Source organism: Sphingobacterium micropteri, from assembly GCF_014692515.1.
Lineage (GTDB): Bacteria > Bacteroidota > Bacteroidia > Sphingobacteriales > Sphingobacteriaceae > Sphingobacterium > Sphingobacterium micropteri.
The window spans coordinates 239,893-258,623 of sequence record NZ_JACOIK010000004.1; the positions used below are offsets into that span (position 1 = coordinate 239,893).

The window sequence follows — 18,731 nt, forward strand, 5'->3', positions numbered from 1 at the left end:
ACTGAGTGCCTTTTTTTATTTTTTTTCTTCCGCAAAATCTTGCCAACTGTTGTCAATAAGTGCTGCATTTTGTTTACCATCAAACACGACCAATCTATAGTTAAGTGTATAAGTCTGACCGGGTTCCAAAAGCCAGTCCCGGTCTTTTGTTGGCGAAAAATTGAGGAATACATTACCTTTTCCGCCGTTGGCATTTGCATCCCAGATACGTAAAGGCTCGGGGTGATTAAAATTAGTAGGATGAGATAAAATGGCCATACCGCCATATTCATTTTGTGACAACTTTCCCTGCACCATACACCAACGCGCCCTACTACCATCTGTATCATCCCGCGTCTTGCCTTCGGAGGTCAGCACATTACTATTATCACGACCCCAGGACGCTACTGCCCGCCATCCCAAGCCGCCGTATCGGTAGGTAAGCAACCGCAACGGACTGGAAGTAGCACAACGCATTTTAATGGTTATATCAATCCAATAATAGTCAGACTGCCTCTCCGGTAAGTGTACCTTAACCGTTTGCCATTCATGAAGTGCAACCTCTTCGCTTCCATTTTCTTTAAAGACCACATGGTCATGAAGTGCAGTATATTCCGCATCGTGTGCACTGACTTTGTTGTCCAGTAATCGCACGAAACGAACCGTTCCTTCCTTCTTATATAAATTCCAAAAATCAACCGTATCCCCTTCGAATATTGTTTGGGTCCAAGGATTCCAAATACCGTAGTGATGATAATGATCTTTCGGTTGTATCCGTGTGAGTTGCTGTCCTTTTAAGGTGTAAACCGGATGGATAAAGCCGCTGCGTTGATAACTACTATCTTGGTCTTTAGGTGGGTAAACCGTATTGAAATGGTAAGTAAGTAAAGGTTGGTCGTTCTTAAAAATGGTCAGTACACTGTCGATAACCAGTTGAAGACTATCTGTTCGTTTATCATCTTTGGCATAACTAATTTGCACAGGCCGCCCGCATACAAGCACCATTAGCATACTAGCTATATATATCCATAAATTTTTTCTATTTATCATTCGTTTTTGTCTCATAATCAAAATTTAAAAACAGTTTTTACAAACATAACTTTTTATGTGAACAATCTACATTCCTCTTACAAAGGGTTCTAAAAATAATCGTTAAATTTATACCACAAAACACCTCAATTCTATGAACATTTTAGCATTCGCCGCAAGCAATAGCGCCCAGTCTATTAACAAGAAATTGGTAACGAGCGTTAGCAAATACTACAAAGAGTCTGATGACGTTATAGAGATATTGGATTTGAACGATTTTGATATGATACTTTTCTCGAAAGAACGAGAAAAAGAATTGGGTATTCCATCGTTGGCTTATACGTTCGCGGAGAAGATTGATCAGGCAGATTTTATGCTGATTTCTTTTGCCGAAAACAACGGCAACTATAATGTCGCCTATAAAAATATAATAGATTGGGTCTCTAGGATACCAAATCGAAAAATTTTCAAGAACAAGCCAGTTTTTGTAATGGCTACGTCAAACGGAAAAAGAGGAGGACAATCGGTATTGGAAATTGCTATCAACAGATTACCTTTTGATGGTGCAGAGGTATTGGAAAACTATAGTCTCCCGGAGTTTTCGCAAAATTTCGAAGAAGGCAAAGGCGTTACGAACGTAATATTAAGAAGTCAACTAGAAGCTAAAGTCCGAAAAACAAAAAGGATATTAAAACAAAAAATTGAACAAAATAAATAGACAACAAAAACACAATATTATGGCAAAGAAAGTATTATTATTAGTAGGCGACTATGTCGAAGATTACGAAGCCATGGTTCCTTTTCAGGCGATGGAATCGGTAGGAATAAAAGTCGATGCTATCGCACCCGACCGTAAAAGCGGTGATACCGTTCCAACCGCCATACATGATTTTACCGGCGACCAAACCTATAAGGAATTGCGTGGACACAATTTTGCTATTAACAAAGATTTTGACAGTGTAAACGTGGAAGATTATGATGGTTTATATATTGCCGGTGGACGTTCGGCGGAATATATTCGGTTAAATGACCGCGTAATCGAAATCACGAAGCATTTCTTCGAACAAAATAAACCAGTAGCAGCAATTTGTCATGGTATTCAAGTATTGACGACTGCCCGCGTATTGGAAGGTAGAACTTTAACGGCGTATGTCGCCGTGGGTCCCGATATTGAATTGGCAGGCGGAACGTGGAAAAATATTCCGGCAGATCAAGCTGTTGTAGACGGCAACCTAGTTACTTCCCCAGCATGGCCCGGACATCAGGCGATTTTGAAAGAGTTCTATACATTACTGGGTATTACGATAAGTATATAACGAGCCCGACAATACAGATGAAAGGAAAGAAAAAATTTTGGATAATTGCCGTCGGTTTAATTGTCCTATTGGGATACGGAATTTGGGAAGCCTATAACCAACCGTCTATTAAAGATTTACCAGGCGATTTTGAAGAAGTAACATTCGTTCGAAACGAACAGAATAAAGGTGGCATTATGCGCGTTTATGCGGTGACAGTAGGCGACATGGTAAATGCAAAATATGATGCCTGCGCTGATATGTTTCCCACAAATGATTACGGCAGTATAACGAAAATTTATTTTTTCGATAAATCAAAGCCGTTTCCCACCAATTTGACAATCGAACCACCCCATTATGATACAAATCAATATGAGGCGGTGATGATTCTTAAACGAACAGGATCTGACAAAGAATAAATTCCGATAAAGCTTTTCTTTCAACCTTTGGAAAAGATTGAAAGAAAAGCTTTATTATTATTGCTTTGCTCCCTCGAATGTATAGTGGACATCAGTTTCACGCTGTTTGTTGGTACTGATATCGACTGTTTTTGTATCCGTGTGATACCAAAACGAACCTTGCAAATCCCCAATAACGTGATAAATATCCCCTAGATATTCCTCTGCTTGCACCTTAATGGTTTTTTCTGTAACGGCCGAATACGGTTCACCGGTCTTTGCCGTAACTTTTAAATGCTCATTGTCTGCTTTAGTAACCGTAATCACCGCATCAAAAAACTCATTTTGGTCTGTATTCGGCAAATCTCCCCACACCGTCAACTTGCCTTTATACGTTCCTACGGCGATATCAATACTTTTACCATCTGGTTGTTCTGTATCGTCGTCTTTACTACAACCACTTAATGTCACCATTCCGACCAGCAATAAAAACAACAAATGTTGCATTATCCGTTTTACATTCATTTTTTCCATCATTTTATATTCAAATTTTACTAAACAAAATTGAAAAAGAATGATATACAACACAATCGATGTAAACCATGATTTTTGTTCTACCGGTTTACCGTGATATTTCATTTGGTCAAATTATCTTTCATAAATATTCACATATTTGTATATTCAAATAATTAGGTAATGCGTAAATCCAGTTATGTAGCCCTTATTTTCCACATGCTATTGTTCATAGGAACAACTAGCGCTCAACAGCTTCTCCCTCTGGATGAAGACGCCTATTATGAAAAGATACAAAAAGAAGTGTACCATAACCATGATAGTACAAGAATCGACAACTATTTACTGTTATCCGAATACTGGCTACAGAAAGATAGCATAAAATCAAAAGAGGCGCTGCGCCATGCACAACGACTTGCAAAGAAAGACTCCGTTTTATGGGGTCGAACGCTCTTCTACGAAGCACAATATTATAATCAGCAAAATCAAAAAGACAGGGCTAAACAAACTTATGAAGCAGCTATATCCGCATTGGAGAAAAGCGAGCATCCAGCAGATAAGAAGATCTTAGCTGCTACCTGGTACAATTTGGCATTAAATCAATTTGGCAAAAAGGGCTATGATTATGTTGTTGGCATCCTGACCAACAAAGCAATACCCCTAGCATCTGAATTAAAAGATACGTTAATTACAGCGCACTACTATTCGCAATTGGGTTTAGTATTTATGTCCGTAGGTCAATTCGATAAAGCCGAAGAGCAACATTTCAAGGCTTTGGAACTTTTAAAGAACATCGAAGATGAAGGCATTATACACCTCCATACCTATTTTAATCTAGTTAGCAATTATTGTTATAAACCCGATAGTAAACGTGCTAAAATATATCTGGACAAAGCAGCTCACATTCTAAAACCTTACCCCAATTCTCCACATTATCCAAATTATTATTACCAGGAGGGGATGTATTATACGACTACGACCAATGCTACAAAAGCATTGGAAAGCTTAAGTAAGGGAGTGGAACTGGCAAAAAAATATGGACAGATGCAGATTTTACAAATGCTCGAATTTCGCATCTATAATAATTATCTGATGCAACGGGACTATACAAAGGCTAAAGATGTATTGGAAAACATCGTGGAAGATGGTCTGCTAATACGGGAAGCCAATAATAAAAAAATTGTCTTTCAGCAATTGGCTATTGTAAATGAAGCATTAGGCAATTACAAAACTGCTTTCCAATGGCAAAAACAGGCTTCGGTACTCAGTGACAGCTTACAAGAAGCGAATTTGCTGGAGAAAATGAACGAGTTGGAAATCGTACATACCACAACAGAAAAACAAAGGACCATTGATAAACTAAATCTGGAGAAAATCGAAGCTGGCATAGAAAACAGCGATAAAAATTTCAAAATAACCATTCTGGCTGTTACTTTGGCGCTCCTCCTTATCATTTCCCTTTTGATCTACCGAAATTATAGCAAACAGCGAAAGTTAAACCAACAAATACAAATTAACCACAAACAACAACTCCTACAGATTGAAAATGAACGCCGGTTTGAAGCAAGTCAATCTATTCTGCAAGGAGAAGAGCAAGAACGGCATCGCATCGCACAGGATTTGCACGATAGCATGGGCGGTATGTTGGCAAGTATCCGTATGCAACTATCAAAAGATCTGCTGCCCTCAACGGAAAAACGACATACCATTGTTCAGCAGTTGGATCAGGCAATCGTTGAAATGCGTAGAATATCGCGTAATTTAATGCCGGAAACACTCAAAAATTTAGGTTTGGAAATTGCCTTACGTGAATTATGTGAAAGTATGGCAAATAAAAATCTAAAAGTGCAGTTTGAAGCATATAACCTAAGTCGTGATATTCCATTTGAAACAGCGTTGGCTTTCTATCGTATATCCCAGGAATGTATCAGCAATACGCTAAAGCACGCGCATGCCACTATGGTTATTGTGCAGATCAGTCAAGATGATAACAGACTCAACCTCACCATAGAAGACGACGGAAGAGGCTTCGAAAAAAACAAAACACCGCATGGTCTCGGTATAAAAAATATCAAAAATCGGGTAAATCTTATTAATGGCACATTGGAGATGGCGACATCGCAAGGAGAAGGTACAACCATAAATATTGAATGTTATGTTTAGTGATAAGATAAAGTTGGCCATTGTGGACGATCATCCAATGATATTGGAAGGATTGAAATCATTGTTACAGAGTGACACGACGTTGGAGATTTTTACCTTTACAAAGGGCGAAGCCTTTCTGGATTTTATACGCGGAAATACCGTAAACATCGTACTATTGGATATTGTATTAAATGACGGGAGTGGTCTGAATTTTTGTAAAACAATTAAAAAAAATTGGCCCAAAACGGTCGTCATCGGTATAAGCAACCAAGCGGAACGGAGTATTATCTTTCAATTTCTTCAAAATGGAGCCAATGGCTATATTCTTAAGAATGCTGACGCACAAGAAATCATCGATTGTATCCAGGAGGCTTTAAACGGAAAAGTAGCATTCAGCAACGAAGTTCAGCAAATTATTCTAAGCCAACCCCATGATGCATTGGAGATACCAAAATTAACCAAAAGGGAAAAGCAAATATTAACAGCCATCTCATCCGGATACACCACGCCACAAATAGCAGAAATGCTTTTTGTAAGTCCGATGACAATCGAAACACATCGACGAAATCTGCTCCAAAAATTCAAAGCAAAAAATATGATTGAATTGGTTCGTATTGCAACAGAATACAAACTTCTTTAGATTAGGCTATCTTTTTCGAGTATGCGTCGCAATAAACTCTTTAGGAGAGACTTTCATGACATGCAGAAACACCCTGTTAAAATGAACCGCCGTATTAAATCCACATTGATATGCCGTTTCCGCAATACTCTCCACTTTGTTATTGACAAGCAGCTGACAGGCACTTTCAATCCGTATTTCGTTAAGGAAAGAGACAAATGTTTTTTGGGTATGCTTTTTAAAAAACTTACAAAAAGCCGTTGGTGTTAAGTGGATGAGTGCCGAAATTTCTTCGATAGAGATATTTCTCTTATAATTTTCCAAGGCATATTTAATTACCGTGTTAATACGGAGACCATCGGCATCGTGAAAATTCACTTTGCTCACACCCGAATACATCGATATAAAATGATCTTGATGAACCACTAACGCTTTAAATATCTGGATAACCTTAATCAGTTTCGATGGGCCACCATCCGTACCCAGCGGCAGAAACAATTCTTTCAACGGTTTAGCAAATTGTTCTGGCAAGAGTTTACTAGCATCTAGGTTATAAAAAAGTGATTTGATTGCCTGCATTTCCGTCATATCAAAAAACGGATGTAGTTTTTCCAATGAGAAAAAAAGATGAATAACATGTATTTGGGAAGGCGCGGTAATACGTTCATCTTTAAAAAACATATGCGGGTCATTCGGTTTGACCAGAAATATCTGGTTTTCCAAACAAGGACGTATCAAGTTTCCCAACATAAAAGCACCACCACCCTCCACTATATAGGTAATCTGAAATTCCCGATGACGGTGGTAATATTCGTAAAAATTGGTATCGGTGTTGTCCATGACGTAAAAAGCTTCGTCACCCCGTACAGGCACCGTAAATTCAATTGGTTTTCTATGCTCGGAAGTCTTCATAATGAAACAGCCCACGATTTAAATCGTGGGCTATAGTAATAATTAACCTAAGAACGGATAACGGTAATCCATTTCCGGATGGAATGTTTCCTTAATGGTACGTGGAGAAACCCAACGTAATAAGTTGATCATCGAACCTGCTTTGTCGTTTGTGCCAGATCCCCTTGCACCACCAAACGGTTGTTGGCCAACTACCGCTCCAGTACATTTATCATTAATATAGAAATTACCCGCCGCATTCCGCAATGCATAAGCAGCTTCATCAATTGCATAACGGCACTGTGATATAATAGAGCCCGTCAACGCATAAATAGATGTTTTATCGACCAATTCCAACGTTTCTGCCCATTTGTCGTCTTCATAAACATAGACTGTCAACACCGGCCCGAATAACTCCTCACTCATCGTCTCATAATCTGCCTTTTTAGCCAAGATAACGGTAGGATGAATAAAATAACCTTTCGATTTATCGTATTCGCCACCAATGACAACTTCCGCATCAGCAGCGTTTTTTGCAGAATCTATATAAGACGTAATCTTATCAAATGCCTTTTCATCAATAACAGCATTAATAAAATTGCTAAAATCTTCCGTTCCACCGATTTTGAACGATTGTATATCTTTTTCCATACGCGGCCGAAGATCATTCCACAACGATTTCGGAATGTAAGCACGTGAAGCTGCAGAACATTTTTGTCCTTGAAATTCAAATGCACCACGAAGCAATGCCGTATTTAATACTTCAACGTCAGCCGATGGATGTGCTAAGATAAAATCTTTGCCACCTGTCTCCCCTACGATACGTGGATAGGTCTTATAACGGTCGATGTTCTCCCCTATCGTTTTCCAGATATTCTGGAAAACACCCGTAGAACCCGTAAAGTGGATACCTGCAAAATCGGGATGTTTAAAGATCACATCACCCGCGTCCGGGCCAGACACATATACTAAGTTAATTACACCTGCAGGAAGACCCGCTTCGATGAAGACCTCCATGATGACATTTGCAGAATAAATCTGTGTATTCGACGGTTTCCATACCACGACATTTCCCATCATCGCCACACAAGAAGGTAGGTTACCAGCAATTGCCGTAAAGTTGAAGGGTGTCAATGCAAAAACAAATCCTTCCAACGGACGTTGTTCGACCCTATTCCAAACGCCTTTTGCATTCGCAGGAGGTTGTTGGCTATAGATTTCGGTCATATAGGCTACATTAAAACGCAAGAAATCTGCAAGTTCACAGGCAGAATCAATTTCAGCTTGATAAGCATTTTTAGATTGCCCCAACATCGTGGCTGCATTAATTTTATAGCGATATTTAGTAGATATCAATTCTGCAGCTTTTAAAAAAACAGCGGCACGTTGCTCCCAAGGCAGGTTTTCCCATTTTTCTTTTGCAGTCAGCGCAGCATGGATAGCATCTTCTACATGACTTTTTGTACCCTCATGGTAGTATCCCAAAACATGTTGATGATCGTGTGGAGGTGTTAACTTCGCCTTATTCCCAGTGCGCACTTCCTTTCCGCCGATATACATCGGAACATCCACCTCCTGTGCTCTCGCTTCCGTTATCGCTGCTTCTAACAAGGTCCTTTCCTTTGTACCAGGAGCATACGAATTAACGGGCTCATTAACTGGTGTAGGAACATTAAAAAATCCTTTTAACATAACTGTGCTCTTTTAAATTTGAGATAAAGTTACCTATTCTATATGACCCCAAATTTACGCATTATGTTTTTATATAAACATATATTGCTTTATTGAAGATAGAATGAAAGAACCAAAGGAAAAAATATGTTGTTAATATTTTATTTTGAGTACAGTGAAGATTTTAGACCATAACCAAATCGGACCTACCGTCAGCAAGCGCCAAATCGCCGCAGGAGGAATTGCCGTAGGTTCTTTTTTCGCTTGAAAGGTAGCCCCCACGATGCCGATAAGCGTGAGCACGGTGCATACTAACCATACCGCAGGGCCACCATCACGTTCCACATATTCCAACTGAACAATACAGAAGCTCATCACCCCAATGGTAAAAAGCATGGCGTATGATAGTGTGGGCGCCAGCCGCAAATACAAATAGATGATAATGGCGATATAAAAAGAACCCCAGTTCAAGAAGGTATCCATATTCGTCCGAACCAAGAAGCCAAGTTTAGGAAACGGAATCATCCAGATTAACCCCATCACGCCAAAGAATGCCAACGCAATAAATACCGCATATACAATTTTATTGCCCGTTGCAAATTTTTGGTCCATTTCGTAGAAAATACGGTCTACAGGTCTCTCAAATGTCGGTTTGTTAGGAGCTTTCCTCTGTTTTTTGTTCATACTTCAAAGGTACAAATATTTGATCTAACCTTTATGTTGCTGCTGCTTCCTATTCATCCAATAAAAAACCACTGGCAGCACCGTAAAACTCAAGAGCAGACAGATCAGTAACCCTCCGACGATCATAATAGCGAGCGGCTTTTGGATTTCCGATCCCATGCCCGTCGACATAGCCGCGGGTAATAACCCCATAGATCCCATGAGTGCAATCATAACCACCGGGCGTATCCGACTTTTAACACCGGCATAAATAGCCGGCAAAAGTTCCATCCGTTGGCGGAGGTTATCTCGTATCACGCCAAGTAAAACAATACCATCAATCGTGGCTACACCAAATAGAATAATAAAACCGATTCCTGCCGAGATACCAAAGATCGTACCCGTTACCCATAACGAAACAAATCCACCAATAAATGCAAATGCCAACGTTAAAGAAGACACCAAAGTGTCTTTGAGATTCCCAAAATTGAAATAGAGCAACAATAATATTAACGCGAGACTCACCGGAACAACCAACGATAGCTGCTTAGCTGCCCGCTCTTTACTTTCAAACTCACCTGCCCATTCCATATAATTTTCTTTAGGTAAAGACACTTCCTGTTCCACCACTTCTTTTGCATCGGCAATCGTACTGCCCAAATCACGTCCGTCGATACTAAACCCAATGCCGATATAGCGGCTATTCCCCTCACGGTAAATAAATGCGGCTCCCGTTTCATAACTGATCGTAGCAATCTCTTGCAGCGGGATGCCGCGACCACTACTACTCGGAATTAAAATATTGCTGATCTTTTCGGGGGTATCGCGATAGTGTTCATCGAAACGCAGCACAATATCAAACTGCCTATCTCCTTCATAAAATTTTGTGGCAGCCTGTCCACCAATTGTCATGGCGACGACCGCCTGTACATCGGCCGTAAACAATCCATATTTCGCCATTTCTGAATCATGGAGCTGAATGCGTAATTCCGGTAACCCGATATTTTTATAGACGTTAATATCCGTAATACCTCGTACTTTTCCGATAGCGGACGCAACTTGATCCGCATAATTTTCCAGATCGTACAAATCATCACCAAATATTTTGATAACCAACGAACTTTTCACGCCCGCTACAAATTCTTCCACATTATCTTGTATCGGCTGACTAAAACCGAAGTTAATGCCGGGATAATGTGCAAGCTTCTCCCGCAATTCCCTGATGATATCATCCTTTTTCACCTTCCGTTCCCATTGCTTCTCGTCTTTCAGTTGTACATTGAACTCAATGTTAAAGAAACCTGTAGGATCTGTTCCATCGTTTGGCCGTCCGGTTTGGGTCAATATAAAATCAATCTCTTCACAACCCTCTTCCATGATTGCCTTCATCTCTTTTGTTAATCTAGTAGATTCGCGGAGGTTGACGCTATTCGGTAATGTCGCACGTATATAGATCGCACCTTCATTTAGTTTAGGTAAAAATTCCGATCCGTAATGCAAAAATTTGAATAAACAAAGTATCAGAATCCCCAGAAAAACAGTAATGGTGGTCTTTTTATAGCGAAAACTGGTTTTAAACAACCCGAAAATGGTTCGCTGGAAAAATCGGGTCACGATATTTTCACGCTCTTCTATATGTTTCGTGAACAACAGTTTACACATCGCAGGGACATAGGTCAAGCTCAAAATCAACGACCCCAATAAAGCATATGCCAATGTAAACGCCAGCGGTGTAAACATTTTCCCTTCTACCTTTTGAAAAGAAAAAATCGGAAGCAAGGCGACAATCAGAATAACGAGGGCAAAAAAGATATAGGATGCGACACTTCCAGCACTTTTCTTAATCACGCCCAGTTTACTCATTTTAGCAAAACGTTCCGGTCCCACACGATGCGATAAACCCGCCAAGGCGACGAATACGGTCTCTACAATCACTAATGTCCCCTCTAACAGCAAACCAAAATCCAAAGACCCCATCGAAATCAAGTTTGCGGGTAAACCTTGAATTTTCAACATAATGATAGCAAAGAGGAAAGACAACGGAATAACGGAAGCTACGATAAAGGTTGATTTCCAATTGTACAGAAAAATAAAAACAATTAAAGAAACCAGTAGAATACCTTCTATCAGATTGTGAGAGACGGTACGGACGGTGTTGTCGACCAAAAGCGTACGATCGATTACCGGTTCGATGTGTACCCCCTCCGGCAATGTCCGCTGATTTAACTCTTCGATTTTGGTTTTTAAATGGGTAATGACTTCGGATGGGTTCTCGCCACGCAACATCACGACAATGCCCTGTACCAGGTCATCCTCGTGCCCAAGACCTACCTGCCCTAAACGTGGCTTATGGGAAATATCCACATCGGCTACATGTTTTATCAAAATCGGTGTCGCACCGTTAAGCTTAATGGTGATATTACCGATATCTTCCAGCTTATCCAGTAACCCGACACCACGTACTACATAAGCTTGGTCACCCTGCTCGATGACATCCCCTCCTACATTGATATTCGATTTTGATACCGCTTCATACACATCTAAAGGCGATAAATCATAATTTTTTAGTTCTGCAGGGTGGATTTTGATCTCATAAATCTTCTCTTCCCCTCCGAAACTGACAATATCTGCGACACCGGGAACACTGAGCAGTTCGCGTTCGATAACCCAGTCCTGTAAGGCCGTGATTTCTTTAATAGGCAGATTTCCTTTTATCACATAGCGAAAGATTTCCCCCGTTGCGCCGGAGGGCGGCTCTATTTCCGCACTTGCTCCGTCCGGTAAATCCACACCCGACAATTTGCTGGACACATATTGCTGCGCATAGAAATCCGCTACCCCATCCTCAAATTGCACGGTGACAACGGATAGCCCAAAAAGTGAAATAGACCGGATATTAGACTTATGCGGAATACTATTCAATTCCTTGGTAATGGGCAGCGTGATTAATTTTTCCATTTCCTCTGCACTACGTCCAGCCCATTGCGTAATAACACGAGCCCGCGTATTTGTTACATCGGGGAATGCCTCCACCGCTGTGTGACGCAGGGCATAAATACCGCCAAATAGCAAGATCATCACAGCAAATAGGACCAATGTGGTATGCTGCAACGAGAACGTAACGATGCTTTGTACTAACTTCTTCATGCTTTATTTATTCAACTGCTCAAAAATCAATAAGGCATTTGAGGCAATGACCTGCTCGTTTGGCTTAAGTTTTTCCTTTATAAACGTATATTCTTCGTTACGTCCAACGGTCGATATGGGTCTAATTTCCATATCACAGCTATCCCGATATATCACGATGTACTCTTTGTTATTGCTGAACACTTTCGCGGTGTTTGGAATCGCAAATGCGTTTCCCGCTTTATTTTCTAAATCAATAATAATATCTGCACTCAATCCCGGCATCAAATCCAAATGGGGATTAGCCAACACCACCCGAGCTTTGAGCACATGTTCGTTATCATCAAAGGCATTGTATATTTTATCTATTTTTCCAGCATAAAACTTATCCGGATAGGCAATCGTGCGGACTTTCACAGAATTACCCAATGCAATATGACGTAAATTACTGGCATAGATATTAACCATCACCCATACCTCTTTCAAATTGGAGATAGAAAACAGCGGTGCACTGTCCTCGGCCACATTTTGGCCCGGACTAATCGACTTTTGGATAATGTAACCATCTTTCGGCGCCAGAATATGAAAAGCATCTTTTCCAGCTGCCCGATATAGCGATAGGCTTTCCGTTGCCCGGTCGAATTCTATCCTAGCACTCTCCAATTCGTGTTCGGCCGCAAGTACATCGGGCGTCGCCAACAGTCCGTCTGCAGCAAGTTCTTTCTTAGTTTTAACTTGCTTTTCCAACAGACTAATTTGATTTTGTTGGTAGCGCTGTTGCTGATAGAGTTCCTGAATCTGTGTGGATTTTATGGTTGCCAATACTTGTCCTTTATGCACTTGGTCGCCCAATTCAAAGTCTACCTGTTCTACCACACCCGATAACAAGCTACGAAACGCCATCCTATCATTTTCATTATATTCTATCTTTCCTGACAAAGTCAACTGTTCGGTAACTGGACGTTCTTCTACAGCAATTATTTCCGTCGATTGGCGTAATCCTTCATGCAGACAAAACGTTGCTGGTTTTGTCGTTTCTGATTGTTTCTCTTCTGCTTTCGGGGAGCAGGAGACAAATGCACAACATATCCCGATGATATGTCCGTAAATTATTTTCCGCATAACTTCTTAAAAATCTTTACCGATTAGATATTGTAGTTCCTCAAACGTGTTATTGTAATTTTGCCACAACTCCAGAAATGACTGTCTTGCCTCTCGATGCGACTGTACATAGTCTATAAATTCCAACAACGTAACCTGACGATTTTCGAGGTGTTTCCGATAGCTTTCCACCATGGTATCCTGTTCGCCTTCCATTTCACTTGACCATTGATTTAGCACGTTCTCGTATTTTAAAAGTTGACTTTTATAGCGTTGCACGGTTTGTTCCAACTCCCATTGCAATGCCGTATACGTTAGCTGCTCTTGGTCTATCTGATGTTTGGCGCGCTGTATATTCCCTTTGTTTCTGTTAAAAACCGGTAAATCTATCTGTATCCCCAAACCAATGAAATCCTGCATAATATTTCCACCACGATCATATCCCAATTGCAGTATTACATCCGGAGTTCTTTGGGCCGTCTCCAGTTCCAATTGCTGTTTCGCCATTTCGATTGCTGTTGACTGCTTCTTCATCCCGATATTTTGGTCGGCTATCAAACTGGTTACATCTTTGGGCAACAGCAGCGTGCGGCTTACAAATGATTCCTCTACCAATAACTTCTCTATTTCCAAGCCATTTATTCCCGTCAGGATCCGTAAAGTGGATAGACTTGATTCGGCATCTGCCTCTAGGTCTGCCAAATCTTTTTGCATGCGCCGTAATTCATTATGTATACGATTATAGTCTACTTTGGACACATTTTCCTGCTGAACCTGCCTTAGGTATTGTTTTTCCAGTTGCTCAAATAGCTTCACCATACCGACAAGCTGGGTTTGGCTGTGTTTTAAGGATACCAGATGATGGAAATGCTGGCGAAGCTCCTTTTTTAGTTCACGGACGAGTTCTTCAAATTCGTAGACGGCCACACGATGTTCCAAGCGTTTGATCGCGACCCGTTTCTTTCGTTTTCCGGCCGTTTCGATCAACTGCTCCAATTCTACGGATACCTGCTGAGTTTTGCCGTACCGTCCTAAAAGAGGCGATAACACCTCACTACCCGCGTTTGCCCAAAGGTTTACTTCACTAACTGCCAAACTAGGATTTGCCCATACCTTTTCCTGCACAATCTCTGCTTCTGCTTTGCTGACTTCAAACTTGGCTGCCAATAACAGATAATTTTCCTTCAGAAAACTCGCTTCCAGCTGTGATAGACTATAAAATTGTGCGTGGCTAAGCGATACCACGAAAAAGAATAGGATAACTATATAAAATCTCACCTCAAATCTATTTCCGGCAAAGTTATGCGGACAGTATTAAGGTAAACTTTGAGATAGATTAGAGTTTGATTAGAAATACAATTGGACGGTTGTACCTTTCTCTTTTGATATAATATACATTTCTATATGATGCAACGAAAAAATAATATTCGCCATCGATAAGCCTATACCTTTCCCTTGATATTTTCGTGCATTGTTAGCACGATAAAAATTCTGTCGGATATACTGCATATCATCTTCGGGTATACCGATTCCCTGATCGATAATCGCTATCACCAGTTTCCCCGCTTGGTCTTGAAAAAGAACGCGAACCATTTGGTTATCCGAATATTTAATAGCATTCTCCAATATATTTCCAAAAGCAAGTTCCAACAATTTATCGTTTGCTTCCACGGTTAGCAGGCTACTATTTTTCACTTGGATATCCACCTCGATACGCGCGTCATGATAAAGTACCATATTCTCAATCACCTGCCACATCACCTCGTCTACACGGATGGGTTTTAATTCAAAGTTCGTCTTTGCGCCGGAGAGAAGCATCATCTGTTCGAGCGTATCCTGCAAATCCAATGTATATTGCTCTAATTGGGCAATCGTATTTTTATATTCTTCGACTGAGCGCGGCTTACTCTCGGTTACTTCCAGTGTACCTAATAATGCCGTTATCGGCGTACGCAATTCGTGTGACACATAATCAATAAAGTTCTTCTGTACATGGAATGTCTCCGCAATACGTTTTACAAAGTGATTATAGGTGTTCACGAGATCTTCGATTTCCGCATACGTCTTCGTCAGTGACAGGGGTTTATTAAAGTTTTTACTGTCCCGTTCCCGAATTTGATCTATAATTTTTATAATGGGCTGGTAGGCAATATGACTTAAATACCGAGAAAACAGAAAGATAAATGCAACACTCGATAGAAATACGGCGATGAGGATGTGAAAGAGCGAAAGCATCTGTGCGTTAAACGCATCTTTCGGCTCGCGGGTGATCACCACGAAATCTCCCTGATTATCCCGATAGAAAATTCCATGGTAAAAAAAAGTGTCGGTTTTGAAAAAACTATTTTCAGCACGACGTACCTCGGTCAAAAAATCGGGAGAAATCTGTTCAGTCGTTGGCATATCCCCGTTAAATACACGGCCTGTACTATCAAATATCGCGATATTCCGTCTGGAGATCGTACGATGTAACTGATTTTTAATGGTGGTATGTTCTGGAAGCGATAGTTCATCTTGTTCCAAATAATAAATCGCAGCCAATAATGATTTGCTTTCCAGCGATTGACGTTCTTTCCGTTCCATCTGTGCATAGTACGAAAAGTAGATCACGACCGAGAAAATCAGCATGATAACACCAAATATTACAACAGCATATAGGGATAACCGATGTCTTAGCTTCATAATGCTACCCTTTAAACATATAACCTACACCTTTCACCGTGAAGATGTATTTCTCATCCTGTTTTTCGATTTTGCTTCGTAGATAGGAAATATATACATCGACTACATTTGTATGGTTATCAAACGTAATTCCCCACACCGCATTTAACATCTGTACCCTACTCACCGTTTTTCCTATATTCTCCACCAGATAGATAAGCAATTTATATTCCCGGGGAGATAGCTCCACAGGCTCTCCTGCCCATGTTACTTTATATTGCTCCCGATTGATGTGTAATTGACCAAATTGTAGCTCGGCTTTGGGCGTCTCCAATTGCTCATATTGCCGTCTACGTGTAAGCGCCCGGATACGAGAGATCAGTTCATCAAAATGAAAAGGTTTCGTGAGATAATCATCAGCACCATAGTCCAATGCCGATATTTTGTCCTGCACACTGTTCAATGCACTTAACATCAAGATAGGCGTATAAACTTTTTTGTAACGCAAGGCCTGCAAAAGTTGTACGCCATCCATATCGGCCAACATAATATCCAAAATGATCAGATCCCACTCGATATTGATGTATTGCTTCAATACATCTTCTGCATTTTTACATAACGTAACCAGATAACCACATTCCTCCAACCCTTTTACCAAAAAATTACTGATTCGATTATCGTCTTCTACTACAAGAATTTGCATAAGCTGATATTTACCCAAAAATAAGGAATTTGCATAAAGAAGTCTTAAAAGGATGTCTTTTCTAATCTATCTTTAACATACAAAAAAAGCTGCCTTTTCGAGGCAGCTATACTTTTGATCTATTTAACAATTAACTATTTCGCGTAGGCAACAGACCTGGTTTCGCGAATAACCGTTACTTTGACTTGACCCGGATACGTCATCTCTGTTTGGATACGGTTGGATATATCCGCTGCCAGAATCTCTGCCTGGGCATCAGACACTTTCTCTGATTCGACGACGACGCGCAATTCGCGACCCGCTTGAATAGCGAACGTCTTTTCCACTCCAGGATAAGAAAGAGCAAGCTCTTCTAGTTCTTTCAAACGCTTAATATAGCTTTCTACCACTTCGCGACGTGCACCAGGACGCGCACCCGAAATCGCATCACATGCTTGGACAACAGGCGAAATCAACGAAGTCATCTCTATTTCATCGTGGTGTGCACCAATAGCATTGCAAACTTCCGGATGTTCTTTATACTTTTCAGCCAATTGCATACCCAAAATAGCGTGTGGCAATTCCGGATTATCGTCGGGCACTTTTCCAATATCGTGTAAAAGACCTGCACGTTTCGCGTGTTTCACGTTTAGGCCAAGTTCTGCCGCCATTGTCGCCGCAAAATTGGCAACTTCGCGGGAGTGTTGCAACAAATTTTGTCCGTAAGAAGAACGATAGCGCATACGCCCAACCATACGTATCAACTCCGGATGAAGACCATGTATACCTAAATCGATTACCGTACGCTCGCCAATTTCAACGATTTCATCTTCAATTTGCGTACGTGTCTTTGCGACGACCTCTTCGATACGCGCCGGGTGAATACGTCCGTCGGTAACCAATCGGTGTAATGACAAACGGGCAATCTCACGGCGTACGGGATCGAATCCGGACAATATAATCGCTTCCGGTGTATCGTCTACAATGATTTCAACACCCGTTGCCGCTTCCAACGCACGAATATTTCGTCCTTCACGACCAATGATACGTCCTTTTATTTCATCATTCTCAATATTGAAAATAGATACCGTATTTTCGATAGCAGATTCTGTTGCTGTCCGTTGAATCGTCTGGATAACCACCTTTTTCGCTTCCTTTGATGCCGTCAGCTTCGCTTCATCCACAATATCTTTGATTTGCATGATCGCTTGCGACCGTGCTTCCTCACGTAGCGAGTTGACCAATTGCTCTCTGGCTTCTTGAGCAGATAGACCGGCAATTGTTTCCAATTGTTTGATGTGCTGATTCTTCAGTTGATCTACTTCTTCTGATTTCCGCTCGTTGAGTTCGATCAAATGATCCAGCTTTTTATTTCTATTGTCCAACTCTTGCTTTTCACGATTTAAACTTTCCAGCTTTTGATTCAACGATTGCTCTTTCTGCCGAATCGTATTCTCTTTTTGCGCCACCGTACTGTTGCGTTGGGTAACTTCTTTCTCATGTTCTGCTTTCAGTTGCAAGAACTTCTCTTTTGCTTCGAGATTACGCTGTTTTTTGTGATGTTCAGCCTGTTTTTCAGCCTCTTTAATAATACTTTCCGCCTTTTCCCGAGCCGCTTGTTCTTGTTTTTTGAAGACCCCCTGCAACAAAAAACGACCAATAACGACACCTATGATAAGCGAAATTATAATCGAAATAATAGTAATTAAATCCATTGTTTATTTATGATATATTTATTTATTATGTGTGATTAACTTCGTTGAGCTCGCAAGCCCCGTTAACTTTGTTGAGCCCTTCGGGGTTCGCGATTTGTTACTCGTGACCAGGAACTAACCACTGGTTACTGATCACTATTTAAAAAAAAACCGCAATTAAATGTAACAGGTCCCATGTATTATTAAACTTCGATTACACATGATTTGAGCAATTGATCATGACCTAGATGGCTTTCGCAAAAT

General features: G+C 40.7%; 16 protein-coding genes. 5 read left to right on the forward strand and 11 right to left on the reverse strand.

Features of this window, described 5'->3' with window-relative positions; all coding sequences use genetic code 11:
* Positions 1–15 precede the first annotated feature (15 nt).
* On the reverse strand, positions 16–1,029 hold the full coding sequence (locus H8B06_RS07030) for a DUF6807 domain-containing protein (protein WP_190993582.1): 1,014 nt from the start codon (positions 1,027–1,029) through the stop codon (positions 16–18).
* A gap of 133 nt (positions 1,030–1,162) precedes the next feature.
* Between H8B06_RS07030 and H8B06_RS07035 the strand changes: the two genes are divergently transcribed.
* The 3 genes from H8B06_RS07035 to H8B06_RS07045 are packed head-to-tail and all read left to right on the forward strand — an operon-like array spanning position 1,163 to position 2,722.
* Entirely contained in the window at positions 1,163–1,726 is a 564-nt protein-coding gene (locus tag H8B06_RS07035; protein ID WP_190993583.1) for an NADPH-dependent FMN reductase, read from the forward strand.
* A gap of 19 nt (positions 1,727–1,745) precedes the next feature.
* Positions 1,746–2,324 (forward strand): DJ-1/PfpI family protein, encoded by a 579-nt coding sequence (locus tag H8B06_RS07040; protein ID WP_190993584.1) that lies wholly within the window; start codon positions 1,746–1,748, stop codon positions 2,322–2,324.
* 17 nt (positions 2,325–2,341) lie between these two features.
* Positions 2,342–2,722: a hypothetical protein gene (locus H8B06_RS07045; protein ID WP_190993585.1), complete on the forward strand. Its 381-nt coding sequence runs from the start codon at positions 2,342–2,344 to the stop codon at positions 2,720–2,722.
* A 57-nt stretch (positions 2,723–2,779) separates the two neighbouring features.
* Here H8B06_RS07045 and H8B06_RS07050 read toward each other — a convergent pair whose 3' ends face one another.
* Entirely contained in the window at positions 2,780–3,238 is a 459-nt protein-coding gene (locus H8B06_RS07050) for a hypothetical protein (protein ID WP_223857515.1), read from the reverse strand.
* Positions 3,239–3,397: 159 nt separating this feature from the next.
* On the opposite strand from H8B06_RS07050, the gene H8B06_RS07055 reads away from it, so the two are divergent.
* Together H8B06_RS07055 and H8B06_RS07060 are read left to right on the forward strand one after the other, a co-directional pair.
* Positions 3,398–5,377, forward strand: coding sequence for a tetratricopeptide repeat-containing sensor histidine kinase (locus H8B06_RS07055; protein WP_190993587.1), 1,980 nt, complete (start codon positions 3,398–3,400; stop codon positions 5,375–5,377).
* Complete coding sequence (locus tag H8B06_RS07060; protein WP_190993588.1) at positions 5,370–5,999, forward strand: response regulator transcription factor; 630 nt, start codon at positions 5,370–5,372, stop codon at positions 5,997–5,999. The genes H8B06_RS07055 and H8B06_RS07060 overlap by 8 nt, the downstream gene beginning before the upstream one ends.
* Before the next feature lie 6 nt (positions 6,000–6,005).
* Here the strand turns inward: H8B06_RS07060 and H8B06_RS07065 are convergent, their stop codons facing one another.
* The 9 genes from H8B06_RS07065 to rny form a co-directional block, all read right to left on the reverse strand.
* Positions 6,006–6,890, reverse strand: a complete 885-nt coding sequence (locus H8B06_RS07065; protein ID WP_190993589.1) for an AraC family transcriptional regulator — start codon at positions 6,888–6,890, stop codon at positions 6,006–6,008.
* A 42-nt stretch (positions 6,891–6,932) separates the two neighbouring features.
* On the reverse strand, positions 6,933–8,561 hold the full coding sequence (pruA, locus tag H8B06_RS07070) for an L-glutamate gamma-semialdehyde dehydrogenase (protein WP_190993590.1): 1,629 nt from the start codon (positions 8,559–8,561) through the stop codon (positions 6,933–6,935).
* A 132-nt stretch (positions 8,562–8,693) separates the two neighbouring features.
* The gene (locus tag H8B06_RS07075; protein ID WP_190993591.1) at positions 8,694–9,224 is read right to left on the reverse strand and encodes a DUF962 domain-containing protein; all 531 of its coding nucleotides are present in this window, start codon (positions 9,222–9,224) and stop codon (positions 8,694–8,696) included.
* A 24-nt stretch (positions 9,225–9,248) separates the two neighbouring features.
* Complete coding sequence (locus H8B06_RS07080; RefSeq protein WP_190993592.1) at positions 9,249–12,350, reverse strand: efflux RND transporter permease subunit; 3,102 nt, start codon at positions 12,348–12,350, stop codon at positions 9,249–9,251.
* A 3-nt stretch (positions 12,351–12,353) separates the two neighbouring features.
* A complete protein-coding gene (locus H8B06_RS07085) occupies positions 12,354–13,451 on the reverse strand; it encodes an efflux RND transporter periplasmic adaptor subunit (RefSeq protein ID WP_190993593.1) in 1,098 nt (365 codons plus the stop codon).
* Positions 13,452–13,457: 6 nt separating this feature from the next.
* A complete protein-coding gene (locus tag H8B06_RS07090; RefSeq protein WP_190993594.1) occupies positions 13,458–14,708 on the reverse strand; it encodes a TolC family protein in 1,251 nt (416 codons plus the stop codon).
* A 69-nt stretch (positions 14,709–14,777) separates the two neighbouring features.
* On the reverse strand, positions 14,778–16,112 hold the full coding sequence (locus H8B06_RS07095) for a sensor histidine kinase (protein WP_223857516.1): 1,335 nt from the start codon (positions 16,110–16,112) through the stop codon (positions 14,778–14,780).
* A 4-nt stretch (positions 16,113–16,116) separates the two neighbouring features.
* The gene (locus H8B06_RS07100) at positions 16,117–16,794 is read right to left on the reverse strand and encodes a response regulator transcription factor (protein ID WP_190993595.1); all 678 of its coding nucleotides are present in this window, start codon (positions 16,792–16,794) and stop codon (positions 16,117–16,119) included.
* A 134-nt stretch (positions 16,795–16,928) separates the two neighbouring features.
* On the reverse strand, positions 16,929–18,488 hold the full coding sequence (gene rny / locus H8B06_RS07105) for a ribonuclease Y (protein WP_190993596.1): 1,560 nt from the start codon (positions 18,486–18,488) through the stop codon (positions 16,929–16,931).
* Positions 18,489–18,731 lie beyond the last annotated feature (243 nt).

Excerpts from the sequence above, each read along its gene's own strand:
- pruA (WP_190993590.1), bottom strand. The coding sequence starts at position 8,561 with ATGTTAAAAGGATTTTTTAATGTTCCTACACCAGTTAATGAGCCCGTT.
- H8B06_RS07030 (WP_190993582.1), bottom strand. The coding sequence starts at position 1,029 with ATGATAAATAGAAAAAATTTATGGATATATATAGCTAGTATGCTAATG.
- H8B06_RS07055 (WP_190993587.1), top strand. The coding sequence starts at position 3,398 with ATGCGTAAATCCAGTTATGTAGCCCTTATTTTCCACATGCTATTGTTC.
- H8B06_RS07075 (WP_190993591.1), bottom strand. The coding sequence starts at position 9,224 with ATGAACAAAAAACAGAGGAAAGCTCCTAACAAACCGACATTTGAGAGA.
- H8B06_RS07035 (WP_190993583.1), top strand. The coding sequence starts at position 1,163 with ATGAACATTTTAGCATTCGCCGCAAGCAATAGCGCCCAGTCTATTAAC.
- H8B06_RS07060 (WP_190993588.1), top strand. The coding sequence starts at position 5,370 with ATGTTTAGTGATAAGATAAAGTTGGCCATTGTGGACGATCATCCAATG.
- H8B06_RS07065 (WP_190993589.1), bottom strand. The coding sequence starts at position 6,890 with ATGAAGACTTCCGAGCATAGAAAACCAATTGAATTTACGGTGCCTGTA.
- H8B06_RS07045 (WP_190993585.1), top strand. The coding sequence starts at position 2,342 with ATGAAAGGAAAGAAAAAATTTTGGATAATTGCCGTCGGTTTAATTGTC.
- H8B06_RS07080 (WP_190993592.1), bottom strand. The coding sequence starts at position 12,350 with ATGAAGAAGTTAGTACAAAGCATCGTTACGTTCTCGTTGCAGCATACC.
- H8B06_RS07100 (WP_190993595.1), bottom strand. The coding sequence starts at position 16,794 with ATGCAAATTCTTGTAGTAGAAGACGATAATCGAATCAGTAATTTTTTG.
- rny (WP_190993596.1), bottom strand. The coding sequence starts at position 18,488 with ATGGATTTAATTACTATTATTTCGATTATAATTTCGCTTATCATAGGT.
- H8B06_RS07040 (WP_190993584.1), top strand. The coding sequence starts at position 1,746 with ATGGCAAAGAAAGTATTATTATTAGTAGGCGACTATGTCGAAGATTAC.
- H8B06_RS07095 (WP_223857516.1), bottom strand. The coding sequence starts at position 16,112 with ATGAAGCTAAGACATCGGTTATCCCTATATGCTGTTGTAATATTTGGT.
- H8B06_RS07085 (WP_190993593.1), bottom strand. The coding sequence starts at position 13,451 with ATGCGGAAAATAATTTACGGACATATCATCGGGATATGTTGTGCATTT.
- H8B06_RS07050 (WP_223857515.1), bottom strand. The coding sequence starts at position 3,238 with ATGATGGAAAAAATGAATGTAAAACGGATAATGCAACATTTGTTGTTT.